13 protein-coding genes, 1 pseudogene and 1 CRISPR repeat array (1 of these 15 running past the window's edge) are annotated in these 18,761 nt (G+C 53.3%); of the genes and pseudogenes, 8 read left to right on the top strand and 6 right to left on the bottom strand.

Features of this window, described 5'->3' with window-relative positions:
- Positions 1-809: a CRISPR direct-repeat array (repeat unit 28 nt; unit sequence GTTCACTGCCGCATAGGCAGCTCAGAAA); it reaches 661 nt to the left of the window's first position.
- A 36-nt stretch (positions 810-845) separates the two neighbouring features.
- Together ppsA and HY272_01710 are read right to left on the bottom strand one after the other, a co-directional pair.
- Positions 846-3,221, bottom strand: a complete 2,376-nt coding sequence (ppsA, locus tag HY272_01715) for a phosphoenolpyruvate synthase (GenBank protein MBI3771412.1) — start codon at positions 3,219-3,221, stop codon at positions 846-848.
- 92 nt (positions 3,222-3,313) lie between these two features.
- On the bottom strand, positions 3,314-4,945 hold the full coding sequence (locus tag HY272_01710; protein MBI3771411.1) for an alpha-D-glucose phosphate-specific phosphoglucomutase: 1,632 nt from the start codon (positions 4,943-4,945) through the stop codon (positions 3,314-3,316).
- 322 nt (positions 4,946-5,267) lie between these two features.
- Here HY272_01710 and htpG point away from each other — a divergent pair, with 322 nt between their 5' ends.
- From htpG to HY272_01685, 5 genes and pseudogenes are all read left to right on the top strand, one after another.
- Positions 5,268-7,163, top strand: a complete 1,896-nt coding sequence (htpG, locus tag HY272_01705; GenBank protein ID MBI3771410.1) for a molecular chaperone HtpG — start codon at positions 5,268-5,270, stop codon at positions 7,161-7,163.
- Between the two features lie 70 nt (positions 7,164-7,233).
- Positions 7,234-7,626: an RNA-binding protein gene (locus tag HY272_01700; GenBank protein ID MBI3771409.1), complete on the top strand. Its 393-nt coding sequence runs from the start codon at positions 7,234-7,236 to the stop codon at positions 7,624-7,626.
- Between the two features lie 4 nt (positions 7,627-7,630).
- Positions 7,631-8,069, top strand: a pseudogene (locus tag HY272_01695) (NUDIX hydrolase).
- 171 nt (positions 8,070-8,240) lie between these two features.
- The gene (locus HY272_01690; GenBank protein ID MBI3771408.1) at positions 8,241-11,663 is read left to right on the top strand and encodes a PAS domain S-box protein; all 3,423 of its coding nucleotides are present in this window, start codon (positions 8,241-8,243) and stop codon (positions 11,661-11,663) included.
- A gap of 70 nt (positions 11,664-11,733) precedes the next feature.
- Positions 11,734-12,837 (top strand): ferrochelatase, encoded by a 1,104-nt coding sequence (locus HY272_01685; GenBank protein ID MBI3771407.1) that lies wholly within the window; start codon positions 11,734-11,736, stop codon positions 12,835-12,837.
- Between the two features lie 23 nt (positions 12,838-12,860).
- On the opposite strand, the gene HY272_01680 is transcribed toward HY272_01685, so the two are convergent.
- Genes HY272_01680 through HY272_01670 form a run of 3 tightly spaced genes read right to left on the bottom strand, consistent with a single transcriptional unit; the run spans position 12,861 to position 14,486 of the window.
- Positions 12,861-13,160, bottom strand: a complete 300-nt coding sequence (locus HY272_01680) for a SemiSWEET transporter (GenBank protein MBI3771406.1) — start codon at positions 13,158-13,160, stop codon at positions 12,861-12,863.
- Positions 13,161-13,163: 3 nt separating this feature from the next.
- A complete protein-coding gene (locus HY272_01675; GenBank protein ID MBI3771405.1) occupies positions 13,164-13,898 on the bottom strand; it encodes a UDP-2,3-diacylglucosamine diphosphatase in 735 nt (244 codons plus the stop codon).
- 3 nt (positions 13,899-13,901) lie between these two features.
- Complete coding sequence (locus tag HY272_01670; protein MBI3771404.1) at positions 13,902-14,486, bottom strand: peptidyl-prolyl cis-trans isomerase; 585 nt, start codon at positions 14,484-14,486, stop codon at positions 13,902-13,904.
- A 94-nt stretch (positions 14,487-14,580) separates the two neighbouring features.
- Between HY272_01670 and HY272_01665 the strand changes: the two genes are divergently transcribed.
- The 3 genes from HY272_01665 to HY272_01655 all read left to right on the top strand — a co-directional run bounded on the left by HY272_01665 (position 14,581) and on the right by HY272_01655 (position 17,873).
- A complete protein-coding gene (locus HY272_01665) occupies positions 14,581-16,002 on the top strand; it encodes a glutamate--tRNA ligase (GenBank protein MBI3771403.1) in 1,422 nt (473 codons plus the stop codon).
- A 243-nt stretch (positions 16,003-16,245) separates the two neighbouring features.
- Complete coding sequence (locus tag HY272_01660; GenBank protein MBI3771402.1) at positions 16,246-17,631, top strand: cysteine--tRNA ligase; 1,386 nt, start codon at positions 16,246-16,248, stop codon at positions 17,629-17,631.
- A gap of 56 nt (positions 17,632-17,687) precedes the next feature.
- Positions 17,688-17,873: a hypothetical protein gene (locus HY272_01655; GenBank protein MBI3771401.1), complete on the top strand. Its 186-nt coding sequence runs from the start codon at positions 17,688-17,690 to the stop codon at positions 17,871-17,873.
- Between the two features lie 13 nt (positions 17,874-17,886).
- On the opposite strand, the gene folD is transcribed toward HY272_01655, so the two are convergent.
- A complete protein-coding gene (gene folD, locus HY272_01650) occupies positions 17,887-18,744 on the bottom strand; it encodes a bifunctional methylenetetrahydrofolate dehydrogenase/methenyltetrahydrofolate cyclohydrolase FolD (protein MBI3771400.1) in 858 nt (285 codons plus the stop codon).
- Positions 18,745-18,761: the final 17 nt, after the last annotated feature.

Genomic DNA, 18,761 nt, shown 5'->3' with positions numbered 1-18,761 from the left:
TGTTCACTGCCGCATAGGCAGCTCAGAAAGCCAACCCGGTGAGTACGGTCAAATCTGTGCTGTTCACTGCCGCATAGGCAGCTCAGAAAGTTGGGGCGGGGAATGTCGCTACGCCGTTATTGTTCACTGCCGCATAGGCAGCTCAGAAAACCGGAATCCAAATGGCTGGTAATGCGGCGGAGTTCACTGCCGCATAGGCAGCTCAGAAAGTAAAGATGACCAGTAACGCGAACGCGACAGAGTTCACTGCCGCATAGGCAGCTCAGAAATTATGGTCGTGATGTTTTCATTACGATCGTCGGTTCACTGCCGCATAGGCAGCTCAGAAAACATACTCGCCCGCCATCAATCCCAGCACACGGTTCACTGCCGCATAGGCAGCTCAGAAACGCCTGGTGCGCTTGCCGACGGGACGCGCAACGTTCACTGCCGCATAGGCAGCTCAGAAAGATGACGTGTCTATGCGCTCGGCATTGCTCGAGTTCACTGCCGCATAGGCAGCTCAGAAAACGCAGAATCAAGGCTCGATCGGCGTAGGTGTGTTCACTGCCGCATAGGCAGCTCAGAAATCATTACGCCGGCGAGAGCTCCGCAAGGATGGGTTCACTGCCGCATAGGCAGCTCAGAAAAGTGCCACCTGGGATTGGGGACGATGACAAAAGTTCACTGCCGCATAGGCAGCTCAGAAAGCAAGACCAGGTCAATGCCGGGTATCCGATATGTTCACTGCCGCATAGGCAGCTCAGAAAAGTTTCCGGCGTAGCCTGTCAGATGTTACAGCGTTCACTGCCGCATTGGCAGTCTTCGGGGACGGAGCACGGTTCGGTTAAAAATTTTCCAGCGATCTAGTTTTTTATTTTCTCCATCTCCAACACCACCTGCGTCATGCGCAATACGCTATCTGGATTGAGCGAGATTGATTCTATGCCTTGTTGCACCAGCCATTGCGTGATTTCGGGAAAGTCAGACGGTGCCTGGCCGCAGATGCCGACATATTTACCCTGACGGCGACAGGCGTCAATAGCGAGTTTCATGAGGGCTAGCACGGCTTCGTTGCGTTCATCGATGCCGGTGACCAATCCCGAATCACGATCGACGCCGAGTGTGAGTTGGGTCAGGTCATTGGAGCCGATGGAGAAGCCATCGAAGTGTTCCAGAAATTGATCGGCGAGCAGGGCGTTGGCGGGGATTTCGCACATGATATATATGCGCAGGCCATTTTCGCCGCGTTTTAATCCTTCAGCGGCCATTAATTCCAATACTTTTTTGCCTTCCTCAACGGTGCGGACAAAGGGGATCATGACGGTGACATTGTTGAGCCCCATCGTTTCGCGCACCATCTTTAGTGCGGCGCATTCGAGGCGGAAACATTCGGCGAATTCAGCGGACGGATAGCGATAGGCGCCGCGAAAACCGATCATTGGATTTTCTTCTTTCGGTTCGAAGCGTTCGCCGCCTATCAGGGCGGCGTATTCATTGGATTTGAAGTCGCTGGTGCGAACGATCACCTGGCGTGGGTAAAAAGCAGCAGCGATGGTGGCGATGCCTTCGGCGAGGCGCGTGATGTAATAACTGCGGCGGTCGGGATAACCGGCAGTGAGTTTGTCGATAGTGTGGCGCGTGGCTTCGTCGAGTGTGTTGTATTCAAGCAGGGCGCGCGGATGAATGCGAATGGTGCTGTTGATGATGAATTCCAGTCGCGCCAGGCCGACACCTTCCACCGGCAGCCGCGCGGTTTCAAAAGCGATTTCGGGATTGGCGAGGTTAAGCATGATCTTGGTGCGTGGCTTGCCAAGTGCGCTCAGGTCAATCTCTGATTTGCTGTAACGTTGTGCGCCCTCGTAGACAAAGCCACTGTCACCTTCGGCGCATGACACCGTGATGTCCACGCCACTGTGAATGCGCGCGGTGGCGTCGCCGGTGCCGACGACGGCCGGGATGCCGAGTTCGCGCGCCAGGATGGCAGCATGGCAGGTACGGCCGCCACGATTGGTGACGATGGCGGCGGCGATTTTCATGACCGGTTCCCAGTCGGGGTCGGTGATGTCGGTGATCAGGATTTCGCCGGGTTGCAATTCATGCATCTGTGCCGCTTCAAGAATCACGCGGGCCTTGCCGACGGCGATTTTCTGGCCAACGCTTTTACCGGTGACGAGAACCTTGCCACGGCTTTGTAATTGAAACACTTGCTGGATGTTCGCGTCTTGTGTTGTTTTTACTGTTTCTGGTCGCGCCTGGACGATAAATAGTTTTCCGCTATCGCCATCTTTGGCCCATTCGATGTCCATCGGCCGGCCATAGTGGTTTTCGATGGTCACCGCATAGCGTGCCAGTTGCAGTACCTCGTCATCGGAAATTGCGAAGCGGGCGCTGTCTTCCTGGCGCACAGCGACATTTTGCGTTGACAGGCCGACCATCGATGAGGAGGTATAGATCATTTTGATCGCTTTGCTGCCGAGCTGGCGCTTGATGATCGGGCGATGTCCGGTACTCAGCGTTGGTTTGAAGACATAAAACTCATCGGGATTGACTGCACCCTGGACGATGTTTTCACCAAGACCATAGGCGGCGGTAATGAACACCGCATCACGAAAGCCGGATTCAGTATCGATCGAGAACATGACGCCGGAAGTGGCGATATCCGAGCGCACCATCTTTTGTACGCCGATCGACAGTGCAACACTCATGTGATCGAAGCCTTTATCGACGCGATAGGAAATGGCGCGATCGGTGTAGAGCGAGGCAAAAACCTGCTTGCAGGTTTGCAGCAAGTTTTTACCGCCGCGAATATTCAAATAGGTTTCTTGTTGACCGGCAAACGAGGCAGAGGGCAAATCTTCGGCGGTCGCAGAGCTACGCACAGCGACATCAGGATTGGGGCCGTATTCCGGTTCCATTTCCTGATATGCTTGCCGAATCTCGGCGGCAAGCTCAGGCGGCAGTTCGCCATGCAAGATCCAGTGCCGGATTTGGGCGCCGGTGCGGGCGAGGGCGGTGACATCACGGGTATCGAGTTGCTCCAGTGCCGCGGTAATGCAGCCAGTGAGGTGGTTGTAGTCGAGATAATCGCGAAACGCGGCGGCAGTGGTGGCAAAGCCGTTGGGGACAAGCACACCCTTGGCTGAGAGCGTGCGGTACATTTCACCGAGCGAGGCGTTTTTGCCCCCGACCAGCGGCACATCGTTGATGCCAAGTTCATTGAAGCGGCGGATGTAGTTCATAAGAACAGGGTAAAGGGAAAAGGGGAAAGATAAAAGGGGCGCCGCAGGCGCTCAATCCCTTTACCCTTTTATCTTTCCTCTTTTCCCTGGGGTCAAGTAATCACCGTCGGCTTATCGCGACCCGTATACCGTTTCACGCCTGCAATCTTGTCGGCAATCCCAATCAAATCGGCCAGCGCCGCTTGCGCATCAAGGGCTTGCTTACTCGGATCGGCTTCGTAACGTTCCAGATAGATACGTAGCGTGGCACCCTCAGTGCCAGTGCCGGAGAGACGAAATACAATGCGGCTGCCATCGGAAAAACCAATCCGTACCCCTTGTTTGCGGCTGACCGAGCCATCGATCGGATCGGTGTAGCTGAAATCATCGGCGAAACTGATATGGATGTCGCTGAACTTGCGGCCGGGCAGACTTTCCAGCTGATCGCGCAGTTGTTCAATCATGGTTTCGGCGGGACTAAGCTCGATGCCTTCATAGTCATGACGCGAATAATAATTGCGGCCATATTGATGCCAGTGGTCGCGGACAATTTCACTGACACCCTGGCCACGCACTGCCAGCACGTTGAGCCAGAACAGCACGGCCCAGAGGCCATCTTTTTCGCGCACATGACTGGAGCTGGTGCCAAAACTTTCTTCACCGCAGAGTGTGACGCGACCGGCGTCCATCAGATTGCCGAAGAATTTCCAGCCGGTCGGGGTTTCAAAACATTCAATGCCGAGTTGTTTGGCAACGCGATCGACGGCCTCGCTGGTGGGCATCGAGCGGGCAACGCCTGCTAGACCCTTGTGGTACCCCGGTGCCAAAGTGGCGTTGGCGGTGAGCACGGCGAGACTGTCGCTGGGGGTAACGAAGAAATTGTTGCCCAGGATCATGTTGCGATCGCCATCGCCATCCGAGGCGGCGCCAAAGTCGGGCGCATCGTCGCCGAACATGATCTTCACCAAATCTTCGGCATAGGTCAGGTTGGGGTCGGGGTGGCCACCGCCGAAATCGGGCAGCGGCACGGCATTCATCACGGTGCCGGCCGGTGCGCCCAGCGTTTCTTCAAGGATCGCCTTGGCGTAAGGGCCAGTGATGGCATGCATGGCGTCAAAGCGCATGCGGAAGCCTTTATTGAACAGTTCGCGGATCGCCTTGAAATCGAATAACTTGGCCATCAGGTCGGCATAATCGGTGACCGGGTCGATGATCTCGACCTTGGTTTTGCCGAGGGTGGTGGTGCCGAGCATTGAAAGCTCGATGGATGGGCTGTCAATGGTCTGATATTGGCTGATGGTTTTGCTATGGTTATAAATGGCCTCGGTGACCTTTTCCGGCGCCGGGCCGCCGTTGCCGATGTTGTATTTGATGCCAAAGTCGCCATCCGGACCGCCGGGATTGTGGCTGGCCGAGAGGACGATACCGCCGAAGGCCTTGTGTTTGCGGATCACGCATGAGGCCGCTGGCGTCGAGAGTAGCCCGCCACGGCCGATCAGAATGCGGCCAAAACCATTGGCCACGGCCATGCGGACGATGGTCTGAATGGCGTGATCGTTGTAATATCGCCCATCCCCGCCAACAACGAGGGTTTTGCCTTGATAGCCTTCCAAACTATCGAAGATAGACTGGACGAAATTCTCAAGGTAATTAGGTTGTTGGAAGACCGCAACGCGCTTGCGCAGGCCCGAGGTGCCGGGCTTTTGGTCAGTAAAGGGCGTGGTGTTAACGGTATGTGGGTTCATACAAATACTGTAACCCATAAGCATCGGATATTGAACGGGGATGGCGCTTGAATTTTTTGAAGGGAGCCCCCATGTCGGGATGATTCCCGGAATATTCCGTAGGAAACAATCATTCGCCATATAGGGGCGCATGAAAATACAAAATTCCAACGCGGAGGCGCGGAGACGCAGAGGTGAAACAGGGTGATTCCCCGGCATTTTACCCTCTTCCTAACCCTTTCTCTGCAAAGGGGAAGGGACTTGATATTGGATTTTTTCTCCGCGTCTCTGCGCCTCCGCGTTGGATTTTTTAGGATTTTATAAAATTGGAAGGAGACATTGCATGACAGTAGGCGCACATAAAGAAACCCTAGGTTTTCAGACTGAAGTGAAACAGCTGCTGAAGCTGATGATTCACTCCCTCTATTCCAATAAAGAAATATTCCTGAGGGAATTGATCTCCAATGCCTCGGACGCCTGTGACAAATTGCGCTTTGAAGCGCTGACTGATGATGCCCTGCTGGCGGACGGCGGTGAATTGCAAATCCAGATCGAATTCGATAAAGACGCGCGCACGCTCACCGTGCGTGACAACGGCGTGGGTATGAGCCGTGAAGAAGTGATCGATAACATCGGTACCATCGCCAAATCCGGCACGCGCCAATTTTTTGAGTCGCTGACCGGTGATCAGGCCAGAGACGCGCAATTGATCGGTCAATTTGGTGTTGGTTTCTATTCTGCGTTTATCATCGCCGACAAGGTGACAGTATTAACCCGTCGCGCAGGCATGGGGCCGGAGCACGGTGTGCGCTGGGAATCTGCGGGCGAGGGTGATTACACTATCGAGACTGCTGAACGCGCGGTACGTGGTACAGAAGTCACTTTGCATCTGCGCGCTGGGGAAGATGAATTTCTGGATGATTATCGTCTGCGCAGTATTATTCGCAAGTATTCCGACCATATAAGTCTGCCAGTGCGGATGCGTGCCCAGGATAAGGACAAAAAAGATGAGTGGGAAACCATCAATTCCGCCTCTGCCTTGTGGGCGCGGCCGAAGAGCGAGATCAAGGCCGAGGAATACGACGAATTCTACAAGCATATTGGTCATGACTATGAATCGCCGTTGGCACACGTGCACACCAAGGTCGAAGGCAGCAGTGCCTATACCTCGCTGTTGTTTGTGCCAAAACGCGCGCCGTTTGATTTGTGGGACCGTGAACGGCGTCATGGTATCAAGTTATATGTGAAGCGCGTATTCATCATGGACGATGCCGAGCAGTTAATGCCGAGTTATCTGCGCTTTATCCGTGGCGTGGTCGATTCCGACGATTTACCGCTCAATGTGTCGCGTGAAATCCTGCAACGCAATCCGCAGCTGGACAAGATTCGCGCTGCCTCGGTGAAGAAGGTGCTCGGGTTGCTCGAAGACCTGGCCAAGAATGATGTGGAAAAATACAAGCAGTTCTGGGGCGAGTTCGGTCGAGTGATGAAGGAAGGCCCAGCCGAGGATTTCGCCAATCAGGAACGTATTGCCAAGCTGCTGCGTTTTGCCTCGACGCATAATGATGATGCAAGCCAGACGGTATCGATTGAAGATTACGTCGGCCGGATGAAGGAATCGCAGGAAGTGATTTATTACATTACGGCGGATAGTTTCGCGGCCGCCAAGAACAGCCCGCATCTGGAAGTATTCCGCAAAAAGGGTATCGAAGTTCTGCTGATGTCTGATCGTGTCGATGAGTGGATGATGTCATCGCTGCATGAATTCAACGGCAAGAAATTCCAATCAGTGGCCAAGGGCGATTTGGATCTCGGTAAGCTCGAGGATGAAAAAGAGAAAGAGCAGATCGACAAGGCCGCTGATGAATACAAGGATCTGATCGAACGCATGCAGAAAGCCTTAGGGGATAAGGTCAAGGAAGTGCGGGTCAGCCATCGCTTGACGCGTTCGCCGTCATGTCTGGTGGTGCAGGAACACGATATGGCGCTGAGTATGCAAAAAATACTTAAACAGGCGGGTCACAGCGTACCATCATTGCAACCGGTGCTGGAGATCAACCCGGCGCATCCATTAGTCACACGTTTGCGCAGCGAGACGGCCGATCAACGTTTTGGTGACTGGAGTCATGTGTTGTTTAATCAGGCGCTGCTCAGTGAAGGCGGCCAGCTTGAAGATCCGGCGGCCTTTGTCAGTCGCTTGAACGACTTGTTGCTGTCGGTGGCGGGACAGAGTTCCTGATCTGACAGATGGATCAACGCAGGAGTTCAGGTAGGGGCGGGTTTTAAACCTGCCCCTATGTTTTTGTCACATGAATGAATCCGCCAAAATCCGCATCGACAAATGGTTATGGGCAGCGCGCTTCTATAAAACGCGCAGCCTCGCCACAGCAGCCATCGATGGTGGCCATGTCCGTATTAATGGTGAGCGTGCCAAACCCTCTCGTACAGTGAATATCGGAGACGAGCTCACACTCCGCAAGGATGTGTATGAGTTTGTAGTGGTTGTTACCGGCATCTCATCCCAAAGAGGCCCTGCCAGTACCGCCCAAACTTTGTATCAAGAAACCGAGGCCAGCCAAACTGCGCGGGTGAAGTTGGCGGAACAGCGGCGGTTGGATGCATCGCTTAATGTAGCGAGTGCTGGCCGACCTGATAAGCGAGCGCGGCGTAAAATCATTCGTTTCATTCGCCAGGAAGATTGAGCCCATGCCCGTTCCCCAAACGCCACTCGTTGCTGCTGACATTATCATCGAACTTATAGATCGTCCCGGACAACCTGTTATTTTTATCGAGCGCCACCATCCGCCCTTGGGCTGGGCCTTTCCTGGTGGCTTTGTCGATATCGGCGAGAGTGTTGAACAGGCAGCGGTGCGTGAGGCCGAGGAAGAAACCGGACTCAAGGTACAACTTAAAATTTTACTCGGGTGCTACTCCTGCCCCGATCGAGACCCCGCGCCGCCATACCGTCAGCCTGGTGTATGTGGCTGAAGCAAGCGGTGAGCCACGGGCGCAGGATGATGCCAAGTCGATTCTGATACGCGATCCCCTGGCCCCACCGTCACCCTTGGTCTTTGATCATCCGCAGATTCTGGCGGATTATTGCCGGTATCGGGAGCGGGGGATGGTGGCTCCGTTGCGGTTATGAGCCCCTGGTGTAAAACCGTATCTGGCTATAGATACATAAAACTAAAAGACTGGTTCAGTCGTTAATAATTCCATGCTAAATTAAAGGCCGAATATACTGAAATTTCAGGAATACATATCGGTTGATCGATAGCTGTTGATGTAGATTCTGATTGCATTTGGGGTGCATGCGTTGATGATTTACCTTGTGGCTTGTATACGCCGTCACCTTTGGGCCATAGTTGGCCTGTTTTGGGTCATCATTTCAGCTCAGGCCGGTGAGTCATTCAAGATAGGTGTCTATGACGCCAAGCCTGTAGCTTATCGGGCGGCGGATGGCAGCTATCGTGGATTGGCGATAGAGGTGTTGGAAGAGGTGGCCAGAAAAAATGACTGGTCGCTTGAGTATGTCGCGGCCCCATTGCCTGAATTATTGGCCCGAGTCGAGCATGGTGGCGTCGATATCGTTGTCGGTGTCGCCGATGTCAGAGATCGCAGTCGGCATTATCTTATGTCACGCGAAACGCTGGTCAGTAACTGGGGTGTGGTTTATGGCACTCCGCAAGCAAAGATAGAAACCTTTCTTGATCTGGCTGGCAAGCGCATCGCCATGATGGGTGGCAGCAATCAGAGTGTTGAATTGAAAAGAGTACTGCATCAATTCAATGTCAGTTATTCAGAGGTTCCCGCCATTGATTATGGCGAGGCGTTACGATTGGTGGAAGAGGGGAAGGCAGATGCCGGACTGGCGGATAGATTCTCAATTATTACGCGAGATGAAAGCCAATTAATTGTACCGACTCCCATCATGTTTAATCCCGTTGAATTGCGTTATGCGGTACGCGCGGGGTTGGATGGCGTGCTGGCCAAGATTGATGATGAAGTTAGATCCGAAAAGCTTAACCCCCATTCTTTATTTAATAATTTTTTTGACCGTAGTCTAGGCGCTGGTCAACACCTTTTCAATTATGTCTCGGCGAAATGGCTGGCGATCGGCGTTGTTGTGTTGGTGGTTCTGCTGTCGATCATCAGTGTTTTTCTGCGGCGCGAGGTGGCGCGCCGTACGGGTGAATTGAGGCAGAAAACAATTGATCTGCGGAAGGCACGTTATGAACTGGAGCAGGATAAGGAGTTTCTGACGGCACTATTGCACAGTTTGCAGAATGGCGTCATGGCGTGTGATGCAGATGGCAGACTCACGGTGTTTAATCGCGCTGCTCGTGATTTTCAGGGATACAAAGAGAGTGAGTTGCCCAAGGAACGGTGGGCAGATATCTACAATCTTTATGACGATGATGGCCGGCTCAGATTGGGGATTGAGCGTAATCCATTGTATCTGGCGTGGCGCGGGGCAACACTGAATGATCTGCAGGTGACTTTGATCCCGCCTGGGGGGGAGCCTCATACGGCGATGGTGAGTGGGCAACCTTTTTATGGTGCCGATGGCAAGAAGCTGGGAGCGGTAGTCAGTTATCATGATGTGACGGAATATAAACGCGTTGAGGGTTTATTGTTGCGACGCAATGCCGAGTTCGAAGCCGTTTTTAAATCCATTCAGGATGTCGTGATCTACGTCAATAGAAGTAATCGGATTATGATGGTGAATCCGGCTGCGCAAGAACTATTTGGATATTCTCAAAAAGAATTAATCGGCAGTGAGGTAGGGGTATTGTATGCCAAGGATCGGCAGTACGCAGAGAATGGCGTAGATGAAAATTTGTGGCGCAATAATGGATTAATACCAAGCGTGGCTTGTAGCCGTAAGGATGGTTCAACGTTCATAGGTGAGACCACGAGTGGTCAGGTAATGGATGCTGCGGGCAACAAGCTTGGCAAGATTATCGTTGTTCGCGATATTACCGCGCGTCTTGCGGCTGAAATGGAGGTGAGGCGTAGCAATCGCGCCTTGAAGGCAATCAAGGCGGCGAATGAGGCAATCGCCTATGCGCAAAATGAGGAGCAATTGTACGCCGATATTTGCCGGGTTTGTGTTGGAGAGGCTGGTTATCGTATGGCCTGGATTGGCCTGGCTCAACATGACAGTGAAAAGCGGATTGTGCCAGCCGCATCGGCGGGTTTCGATGATAACTATTTGGAAACTGCGAAGATCACCTGGGACGAAAATGATACCGGTCGTGGTCCAGCGGGGCGAGCGCTTCGGACAGGACAGCCAGCGATAGTGAGATTTGTCGATTCCGATCCTTCGTTCATGCCTTGGCGGGCGGCGGCGGAAAAACGTGGCTATCGTTCTGTGGTGGCTATCCCGTTGTTTATTTCAGGTCGTCCTTATGGGGTATTGGTAATATACGCGACTGCTGCAGATGCCTTTGACGAAGAAGAGGTGCGCCTCCTTGGCGACTTGGCTTCTGATGTAATCTATGGTGTCGGTGCGTTACGGGCTCATCATGAACGCGAGCAGCTACAACGCCAATTGCGCCAGGCGCAGAAGATGGAGGCGGTAGGCCAATTAACGGGTGGCATCGCCCATGATTTCAATAATATTCTCGCCAGTGTATTGGGCTATGCCGATCTTGCGCTGTTTGAAAAGAGTGTGCAGCAGGATGAACGGGTAAAAATGTACATGGAAGAAGTGATTAATTCTGGCAAGCGGGCGCGGGATTTGGTCGCCAAGCTGCTCGCCTTTAGTCGTGGTGGTAATGAGCCGGTACGTCCCATGCCGGTCGGAGTGCTGTTGAAGGAAACATTGCAAATGTTGCGGTCTACGCTGCCCGCAACAATCAAAACTGATTTATTGATTGATCCTGAATTGCCATCTGTGATGACTGATTCTGTGCAGTTTCAGCAGGTGATTTTGAATTTATGTATCAATGCACGCGATGCGATGTCAGAGGGTGGGGTGATCGGCGTCACTGCAAAAGTGGCGGTAACAACCGCTATTTGTACCTCGTGTCATACCCCATTCTATGGTGACTTTGTTGAAATTTCGGTGGGCGATACCGGTTCCGGCATCGATGCTGATTTATTGTCCAGAATTTTTGATCCTTTCTTTACGACCAAGGAAGTGGGTAAGGGGTCGGGTATGGGCTTGTCGGTGGTGCATGGCATTGTTCATAGTATGGGCGGACATTTACTGGTGGAAAGTGAGCCTGGTAAGGGGGCGGTGTTTAAGATTTATCTCCGTCGTGCTGAAGGTAAACCGAATGCACAGACGGATGATCTTGTAAGGAATCCTGAGTATGTTGAGCTACAGGGGCGTATTTTAGTGGTGGATGATGATATTGCTGTGGCGCGAATGATGGAGCACACCCTCAAACAGCGTGGTTTGGAGGTGGAGGTTGTTACCGAGCCAAAGCGCGCCATTGAATTATTCGAACTCAAGACGGATGCTTTTAATCTTGTGATTACGGATTATCAAATGCCTGGAATGACTGGAGTAGAGCTTGCCAGCCAGTTATTGAAAATGCAGCCTTCGTTGCCGGTGGTGCTATATACGGCATACAGTGATGTGACGATTGAGAACCGCTCGCGCGATGCCGGTGTGGCCAAAGTGCTGCACAAGCCGGTGGATATCCATGAACTGTTGCGTACGCTGGATGAGCTGTTGCATAGCGAAGAAAAGGTCATTTACCTCAATAATCCTCGTTTACGCCATTGATGACATATCCCGGAGTATGTTGTTCATGCGTTATACTTGCGGTAACTGATTGAGAAAGGCGGGGAAAACAGTGTCTTACCAGGGTATTTCCAATTATAAGCATGACAGTATTGATGCCCTTGGCATTTTGGTATGCAATCTTGGTTCGCCGGATGCGCCTACCCCCGAGGCAGTTCGTCGCTATCTCAAGGAATTTCTATCTGACCCGCGGGTGGTTGAAATGCCGCGTTGGTTATGGTGGCTGATTCTGAATGGCGTCATTCTCCAGATACGTCCCAGAAAATCTGCGCATATGTATCAATCGGTCTGGACTGATGAGGGGGCGCCTTTGTTGAAAATCTCTCGGCGTCAGTCAGTGGCGTTACAGTCTGAATTGGAGCAACGCCTGCGCGGTCCGGTACGGGTGGTGTTGGCCATGCGCTATGGTAATCCGTCCATTGCCGCCGGGCTGGCGCAATTGCGCGATGCCAACGTGCGGCGGGTGCTGGTGTTGCCGTTATATCCGCAATATTCTGCCCCCGCGACAGCCGCTGTTTTTGATGCCGTCGTCGATGAACTCAAGACTTGGCGCTGGGTGCCTGAATTGCGGTTCATTAATAATTATTGTGACGATCCTGCGCACATCAATGCCTTGGCCGCCAGCATCCATGAACATTTTGACCGGCACGGCATGCCACAGAAATTATTGTTTTCCTTTCATGGTATGCCCAAGCGTTTTTTCCTGAACGGGGATCCCTATTATTGTCAGTGCCAGCGAACCGCGCGCCTGGTTGCGGAAAAACTCGGTCTGAAAGAGGAGCAGTGGCAACTGACCTTTCAATCGCGCTTTGGGCGAGATGAATGGCTCAAACCCTATACCGATAAAACCCTGGAGGCATTGCCAGGAAAAGGCATCAAGCGTGTAGCTGTAGTATGTCCCGGATTTTCCGCCGATTGTCTGGAAACTTTAGAAGAAATCGCCGTGACTAATCGTGCATTTTTTTTAGGGGCCGGTGGTGAGCGTTACGATTATATTCCGGCACTCAATGATCGTGCCGATCATATTCAGGGGCTCGCCGATCTGGTTTTGAAGCATATTCAGGGTTGGCCCGAGGCCGATCCTGATTGGAATGCCTCGCAAGCCATGCAGGTGGCTATGGAGAGGTGTAAGCGAGCGGACGCCAAACGTTTGTAGGGTGCGCCATGCGCACCTGTTATTCACAAGCCACGTTCATCCGTAGCTTTGAGTTTCTGTCTCTGTTGAACAATGTCTTTAATCTTGAGCCAAAGAATGAAAAGTGCCAATGCCAATGTAATTATATTGGCAATAATCACGGGTTTCGATCCAATCAGCACGCCGTAGACCAGCCATAACAAAACCCCTGAACTGAATAGCAGGAACATCACCAAAGAAATATCGGCCGCCGAGCGCGAGCGCCAAGTATTGATCACTTGCGGGATGAAGGCGAGGGTGGTGAGCGCCCCGGCCAGGGTGCCGATGAGATCAACGTTGATCATGTTTTAGACGGTTATTTTTTGGTGGTTGAAATGCAGTTGCCATGATGCCGGATTGCACTCCAGCCAGCTATCCTGCTGATACCAATCGCCGAGTACGATGCGTTGTGCGCGTGATCCATCCAGCATTATTTCATGTAGAGCCGGGCGGTGAGTGTGGCCGTGAATCAGCCGTGGTACCCCGTGATGTTGCATCACCGCGGTTACCGCGGCGGGTGTCACATCCATGATCTCCATTTGCTTGGCATGACTGAGGCGCTGGCTTTCTTGGCGATAATGGCGTGCCGTCGCCAGCCGTTGTTCAGCGCTCAAATTGAGAAATTGTAGCTGCCAGGCGGGATCACGTACCTGGCTGCGAAAGGCCTGATATTCATGATCATCGGTACAGAGTGTGTCGCCGTGCATCAATAATGTTCGCTGCCCATAGAGATCAATGACAGTTGGATCACTGAGCAGTTGGCAACCGGTCGCGGCTTCAAAATCCGCACCCAGCAGAAAATCCCGATTACCGTGCATCACATACACCGGCACGCCGGATTTCGTCAGCTCACGCAATGCCGAGATAGCAGGCTGCTGGTCGGCGGTGATCACATCGTCGCCGACCCAGGCCTCGAACAGATCGCCCAGGATGTAGAGCGCCTCGGCATGGCGCGCCTGGTCATCAATAAATCTGATAAAACGTTCGCTGATCCCGGGGTGTTCCTCCCCCAGATGGATGTCGGCGATGAATAATATCGTCATGAATTATTTGGTGGTTCCAACCACCGTCGCCTTGGTAATGATCATCGGGCTTTGTGGCACTTCAGCCGGGAAGGGGCCACCGCTGCCGGTTTTGACCTTGGCGATCTTGTCGACAGTCTCCATGCCCTCGATCACCTTGCCGAAGACGGCATAGCCGTAGGGGTCAAAGCCGCCGGGATTGAGGCCCTGGTTGTCCACCAGATTGATGAAAAACTGGGAGGTGCCGGAGTTCGGATCCATGGTGCGGGCCATGGAAATGGTGCCTCGATCATTTTTGAGCCCGTTTTTGGCCTCGTTCTTGATCGGGGCGCGGGTCGGCTTTTTGGTGTAATCCTGGCTGAAACCACCGCCCTGGATCACAAATCCCTGAATCACCCGGTGAAAGATCGTGCCATCATAGAACCCGGCCTTCACATAGCCGAGAAAGTTTTCGACGGTGACAGGTGCCGCTTTGGCATCCAATTCCAGTAGAATACGGCCCTGATTTGTTTCGAACAGGACCTGTGGCTTAGTGGCATCGGTCGCCATGGCAGCAGAGCAGAAGGCCAGCAGGCCGGTGAGAAACAGGCGTTGGAATAATGATTTCATGGGAGACTCCTGTGATGTCCGCAGATGGATAAGCAACGCCCAATGATAGCGATTTGTGCCCATAGGCAAAAGCTAAAGATGAAGTAACCCAAAAATGACAATGACCATGAAAACCCGTTTTGCCCCCAGCCCCACCGGCTTGCTGCATATCGGCAATGTCCGTACCGCCTTGTTCAATGCCTTACTGGCACGCGGTCACCAGGGGACGTTTCTGCTGCGCATAGAAGATACCGATCAGGAACGCAGTCGCGATGAATACACCGAGGCCCTGAAGTTCGATCTGCATTGGTTGCAGATGGGCTGGCAGGAAGGGCCGGATGTCGGTGGCGAACACGCCCCCTATGCCCAGTCGCAGTGCGACGAGATTTATCGCCATTATTTTGATGAATTGGAAAAACGCGATCTGGCCTATCCCTGTTTTTGCAGCCAGCGCGAACTGGATTTGTCGCGCAAGACACAGTTGTCGGCGGGCCGGCCGCCGCGCTATGCCGGTACTTGTGCCCGTTTGTCACCCGCTGAGCGTGAAGCGCGCATTGCCAAGGGATTAGTCCCGACCTTGCGCTTCCGGGTACATGACGGCAACAGCGTTGAGTTCGATGACTTCGTGCGCGGACCCCAGAAATTCAGCACTACCGATATCGGCGACTTCATTATTCGTCGTGCCGATGGCAGCACCGCATTCTTTTTTAGCAACGCCATTGATGACGCGCGCATGGAAGTAACTCATGTACTGCGCGGTGAAGATCATCTCACCAACACGCCACGCCAGATTTTGTTGCTGCAAGCGCTGGGGCTGCGCATTCCCGGCTATGGCCATATCTCGATGATCGTCGGCGATGATGGTGCGCCGTTGTCGAAACGCCACGGTAGCCGTAGTGTGCGTGAATTGCGCGAAATGGGCTTTTTGCCGCTGGCGGTGGTGAATTATCTGGCACGGCTCGGTCACTATTACGAAGACGCGACCCACATGAGCTTTGATGAGTTGGCGGCGCGCTTTGAGTTGAGCAAGCTAGGCCGTTCACCGGCGCGTTATGACTACGGCCAGTTGCTTTATTATCAACAGGAGGCTGTGGCGCGTTGCGATGATGAAAGTCTATGGCAATGGATGGGCAGCGAAGTGCAACAGTTCGTCCCTGCTGTCCAAAAAACCGCCTTTGTCGCTGCCGTGCGGCCGAACGTCGTGTTGCCACCGGATGCTGAGCGCTGGGCGCGCATCCTGTTTGTCGATCCGCTCGAACTGAGCGAAGAGGCGAGGGTGTCAGTGGAAGAGGCGGGTGCTGCATTTTTTGAGCACGCGCTTAACGCGCTGGCAACGCATGGCACCGAGTTCAAGGCCGTGGCCAATGGCATCAAAGAGAGCCTGGGTGTTAAGGGCAAGGCGCTGTTTCATCCCCTGCGTGCGGCATTGACCGGTGTGATCGATGGTCCGGAGATGGGACAGATATTGCCGTTGTTGTCAGTCGAGCGGGCACGAGCTCGGTTGCAAATGTGCCGTGATCTTTGTGCTCGGCATTAGCCTGATCGGGTAGAGCTGATCCTGTTAGGAGGCGGGGTGGCGCGTAGCGACGCGAGGGCATGGATGCCCGAGGTAGGGCTTGGCGGGAGCAGTTGCCGAGGGTGGTGGTTGCTGGAAGATGCAATGGTGTATGGTTTCTCAAACACATCACCCCGCCCTTTGGGCACCCCTCCTCATTTCATGAGGAGGGGAGATAAAACATAATCATACGATGACCAGTTAGATTTAAGGCGATTTTTTACCATGCTAAAAATTCACAACAACCTCACCAAACAAAAAGAAGTCTTCAAACCGATTGAGGACGGCAAAGTAAAAATGTACGTCTGTGGCATGACAGTCTATGACTATTGCCATGTCGGTCATGCGCGCGTGTTGGTGGTGTTCGATATGGTCGTGCGGTATCTGCGCTATCTTGGCTATGACGTTACTTACGTCCGCAACATCACCGACATCGACGACAAGATCATCAAGCGCGCCAGTGAAAACCGCGAACACATCAATGACCTCACCGGCCGCTTTATCATCGCCATGCATGAAGATGCCGATAAACTGGGTGTATTGAGACCAGATCATGAGCCACGCGCCACGGCCTCCATTGACGATATTGTTACCATGATCAAGATACTGGTCGACAAGGGGTACGCCTACGTCGGCAGCAATGGTGACGTGTATTACGATGTCAGTAAATTCGAAACCTACGGCCAGTTATCCGGCAAACGGCTGGAAGATTTGCGCGCCGGTGCCCGTGTCGAAATCTCTGAAGCTAAAGATGATCCGCTGGATTTCGTGTTGTGGAAAATCGCCAAACCTGGCGAACCGAGCTGGCCATCACCCTGTGGCGCAGGCCGTCCCGGCTGGCACATCGAATGTTCGGCGATGTCGACGCAATGTTTAGGCAACCATTTTGATATTCACGGCGGCGGCCTCGATTTGCAGTTTCCGCATCATGAAAACGAAATCGCCCAGAGCGAAGCGGCGACCGGCTGCAAATTCGTCAATGTCTGGATGCATAATGGTTTTGTCCAGATTAATGAAGAAAAGATGTCCAAGTCGCTGGGCAATTTCTTCACGCTGCGCGAAGTGTTAAAACAATACGCACCTGAAGTCATTCGCTATTTTATTCTTGCCAGTCACTATCGCAGCCCTTTGAATTACGCTGATCAAAACCTTGATTCGGCCAAGGCGGCGCTGGATCGTTTCTACACATCGTTACGCGGCGTGAATGTAGGTCAAGTTAATGACGGCGGCGAATACGAGACACGCTTCCGCACAGTAATGGAGGATGATTTCAATACGCCGGAAGCCATGGCGGTGTTGTTTGATCTGGCCAATGCGCTAAATCGTGCCAAGGTAGAGCAAAACAATGTCGAGATTGCGCGTCTGGCAGGTGCGTTGAAATATTTGGGTGGTGTGCTGGGTTTGTTGCAGGATGACGCCGACGTTTTCCTCAAAGGCGGTGTTAGTAATGGAGGATTGAGTGACGCGGAGATCGAAGCGTTGATTCAACAACGCCTCGATGCCCGTAAAGCTAAAAACTGGGCTGAGGCCGATCGCGTTCGCAACGAGCTGCAAGCCAAGGGTATCATTCTTGAGGATGGCGCCGGCGGGACCACCTGGCGGCGGGGTTAACAAAGGTTAACTTCTAGGGGTACGGCTTCAAGCCCAGTCCCCTAACGGCCGTTATATTGAGCATCAACCTGATGCTCAATACCATGATAATCAACCAGAAAATAGAACAAGTCGCGACCCGGATTTCCCTTACTTGCCCCTGGCTCAAGCGGGTCGGTTTTTATGGATTTTTATTCTTTTTAATCAAAGGCTTGGCGTGGCTGATTGTGCCGGCCGTTCTGCACTACATGGGGACGCAATAAGCCCAAAAGGGTTTTAATCCTGTCTCAGGCTTTCCGCCACATATAAGGTATTCTGCAATAGCGTCGCGATGGTCATCGGCCCGACGCCGCCGGGGACGGGGGTAATCCAGCCCGCGCGTTTGGCTGCACCTCCATAATCCACATCGCCTACTAGTTTGCCGCTATCCAGCCGATTAATGCCGACGTCGATCACCATCGCACCCTCCCTGATCCATGCTCCAGGAATAAAATTGGGTTTGCCGACGGCTACCACTAATATCTCGGCGCGGCGCACGTGGGCCTCCAGATTTTTGGTGAAACGGTGACAGGTGGTGACGGTGCAACCCGCTAGCAGCAGTTCCAGGCCCATCGGCCGGCCGACGATGTTGGAGGCGCCGACGATGACAGCCTCTTTGCCTTTGAGTTCTTCGCCGGTGTGTTCCAGCAGTGTGATGATGCCCCAGGGAGTGCAGGGGCGCAGTTTGGGGAGGCGCTGTGCCAGCCGGCCGACGTTATAGGGATGGAAGCCGTCAACATCTTTGTCTGGCGCGATGCGCTCGATCACCATTTCTGTATCAATGTGCTGCGGCAGCGGTAATTGCACCAGGATGCCATCGATCTCGGGATCGTTGTTCAGGCGATCGATCACGGCCAGCAGTTCGTCCTGGGGTGTCTCTGCCGCTAAGTCATAGGATTTGGAAATGAAGCCGACTTCGGCGCAGGATTTGCGCTTGTTACTGACATAGACTTGCGAGGCGGCATCGGAGCCCACCAACACCACGGCCAAGCCAGGCGCTCGCTGGCCCAGGGCCAGACGATGCGCGACCCGTTGTTTGACGTTTTGGCGGATGTGGGCGGCGATGGCTTTGCCATCAATGATTTTTGCAGCCATGAGCGAGCGTTTTGTGG

Source organism: Gammaproteobacteria bacterium (genome assembly GCA_016200485.1).
Taxonomy (GTDB): Bacteria; Pseudomonadota; Gammaproteobacteria; order Tenderiales; family Tenderiaceae; genus JACQEP01.
This window is presented reverse-complemented; position numbering and strand designations above follow the sequence as displayed.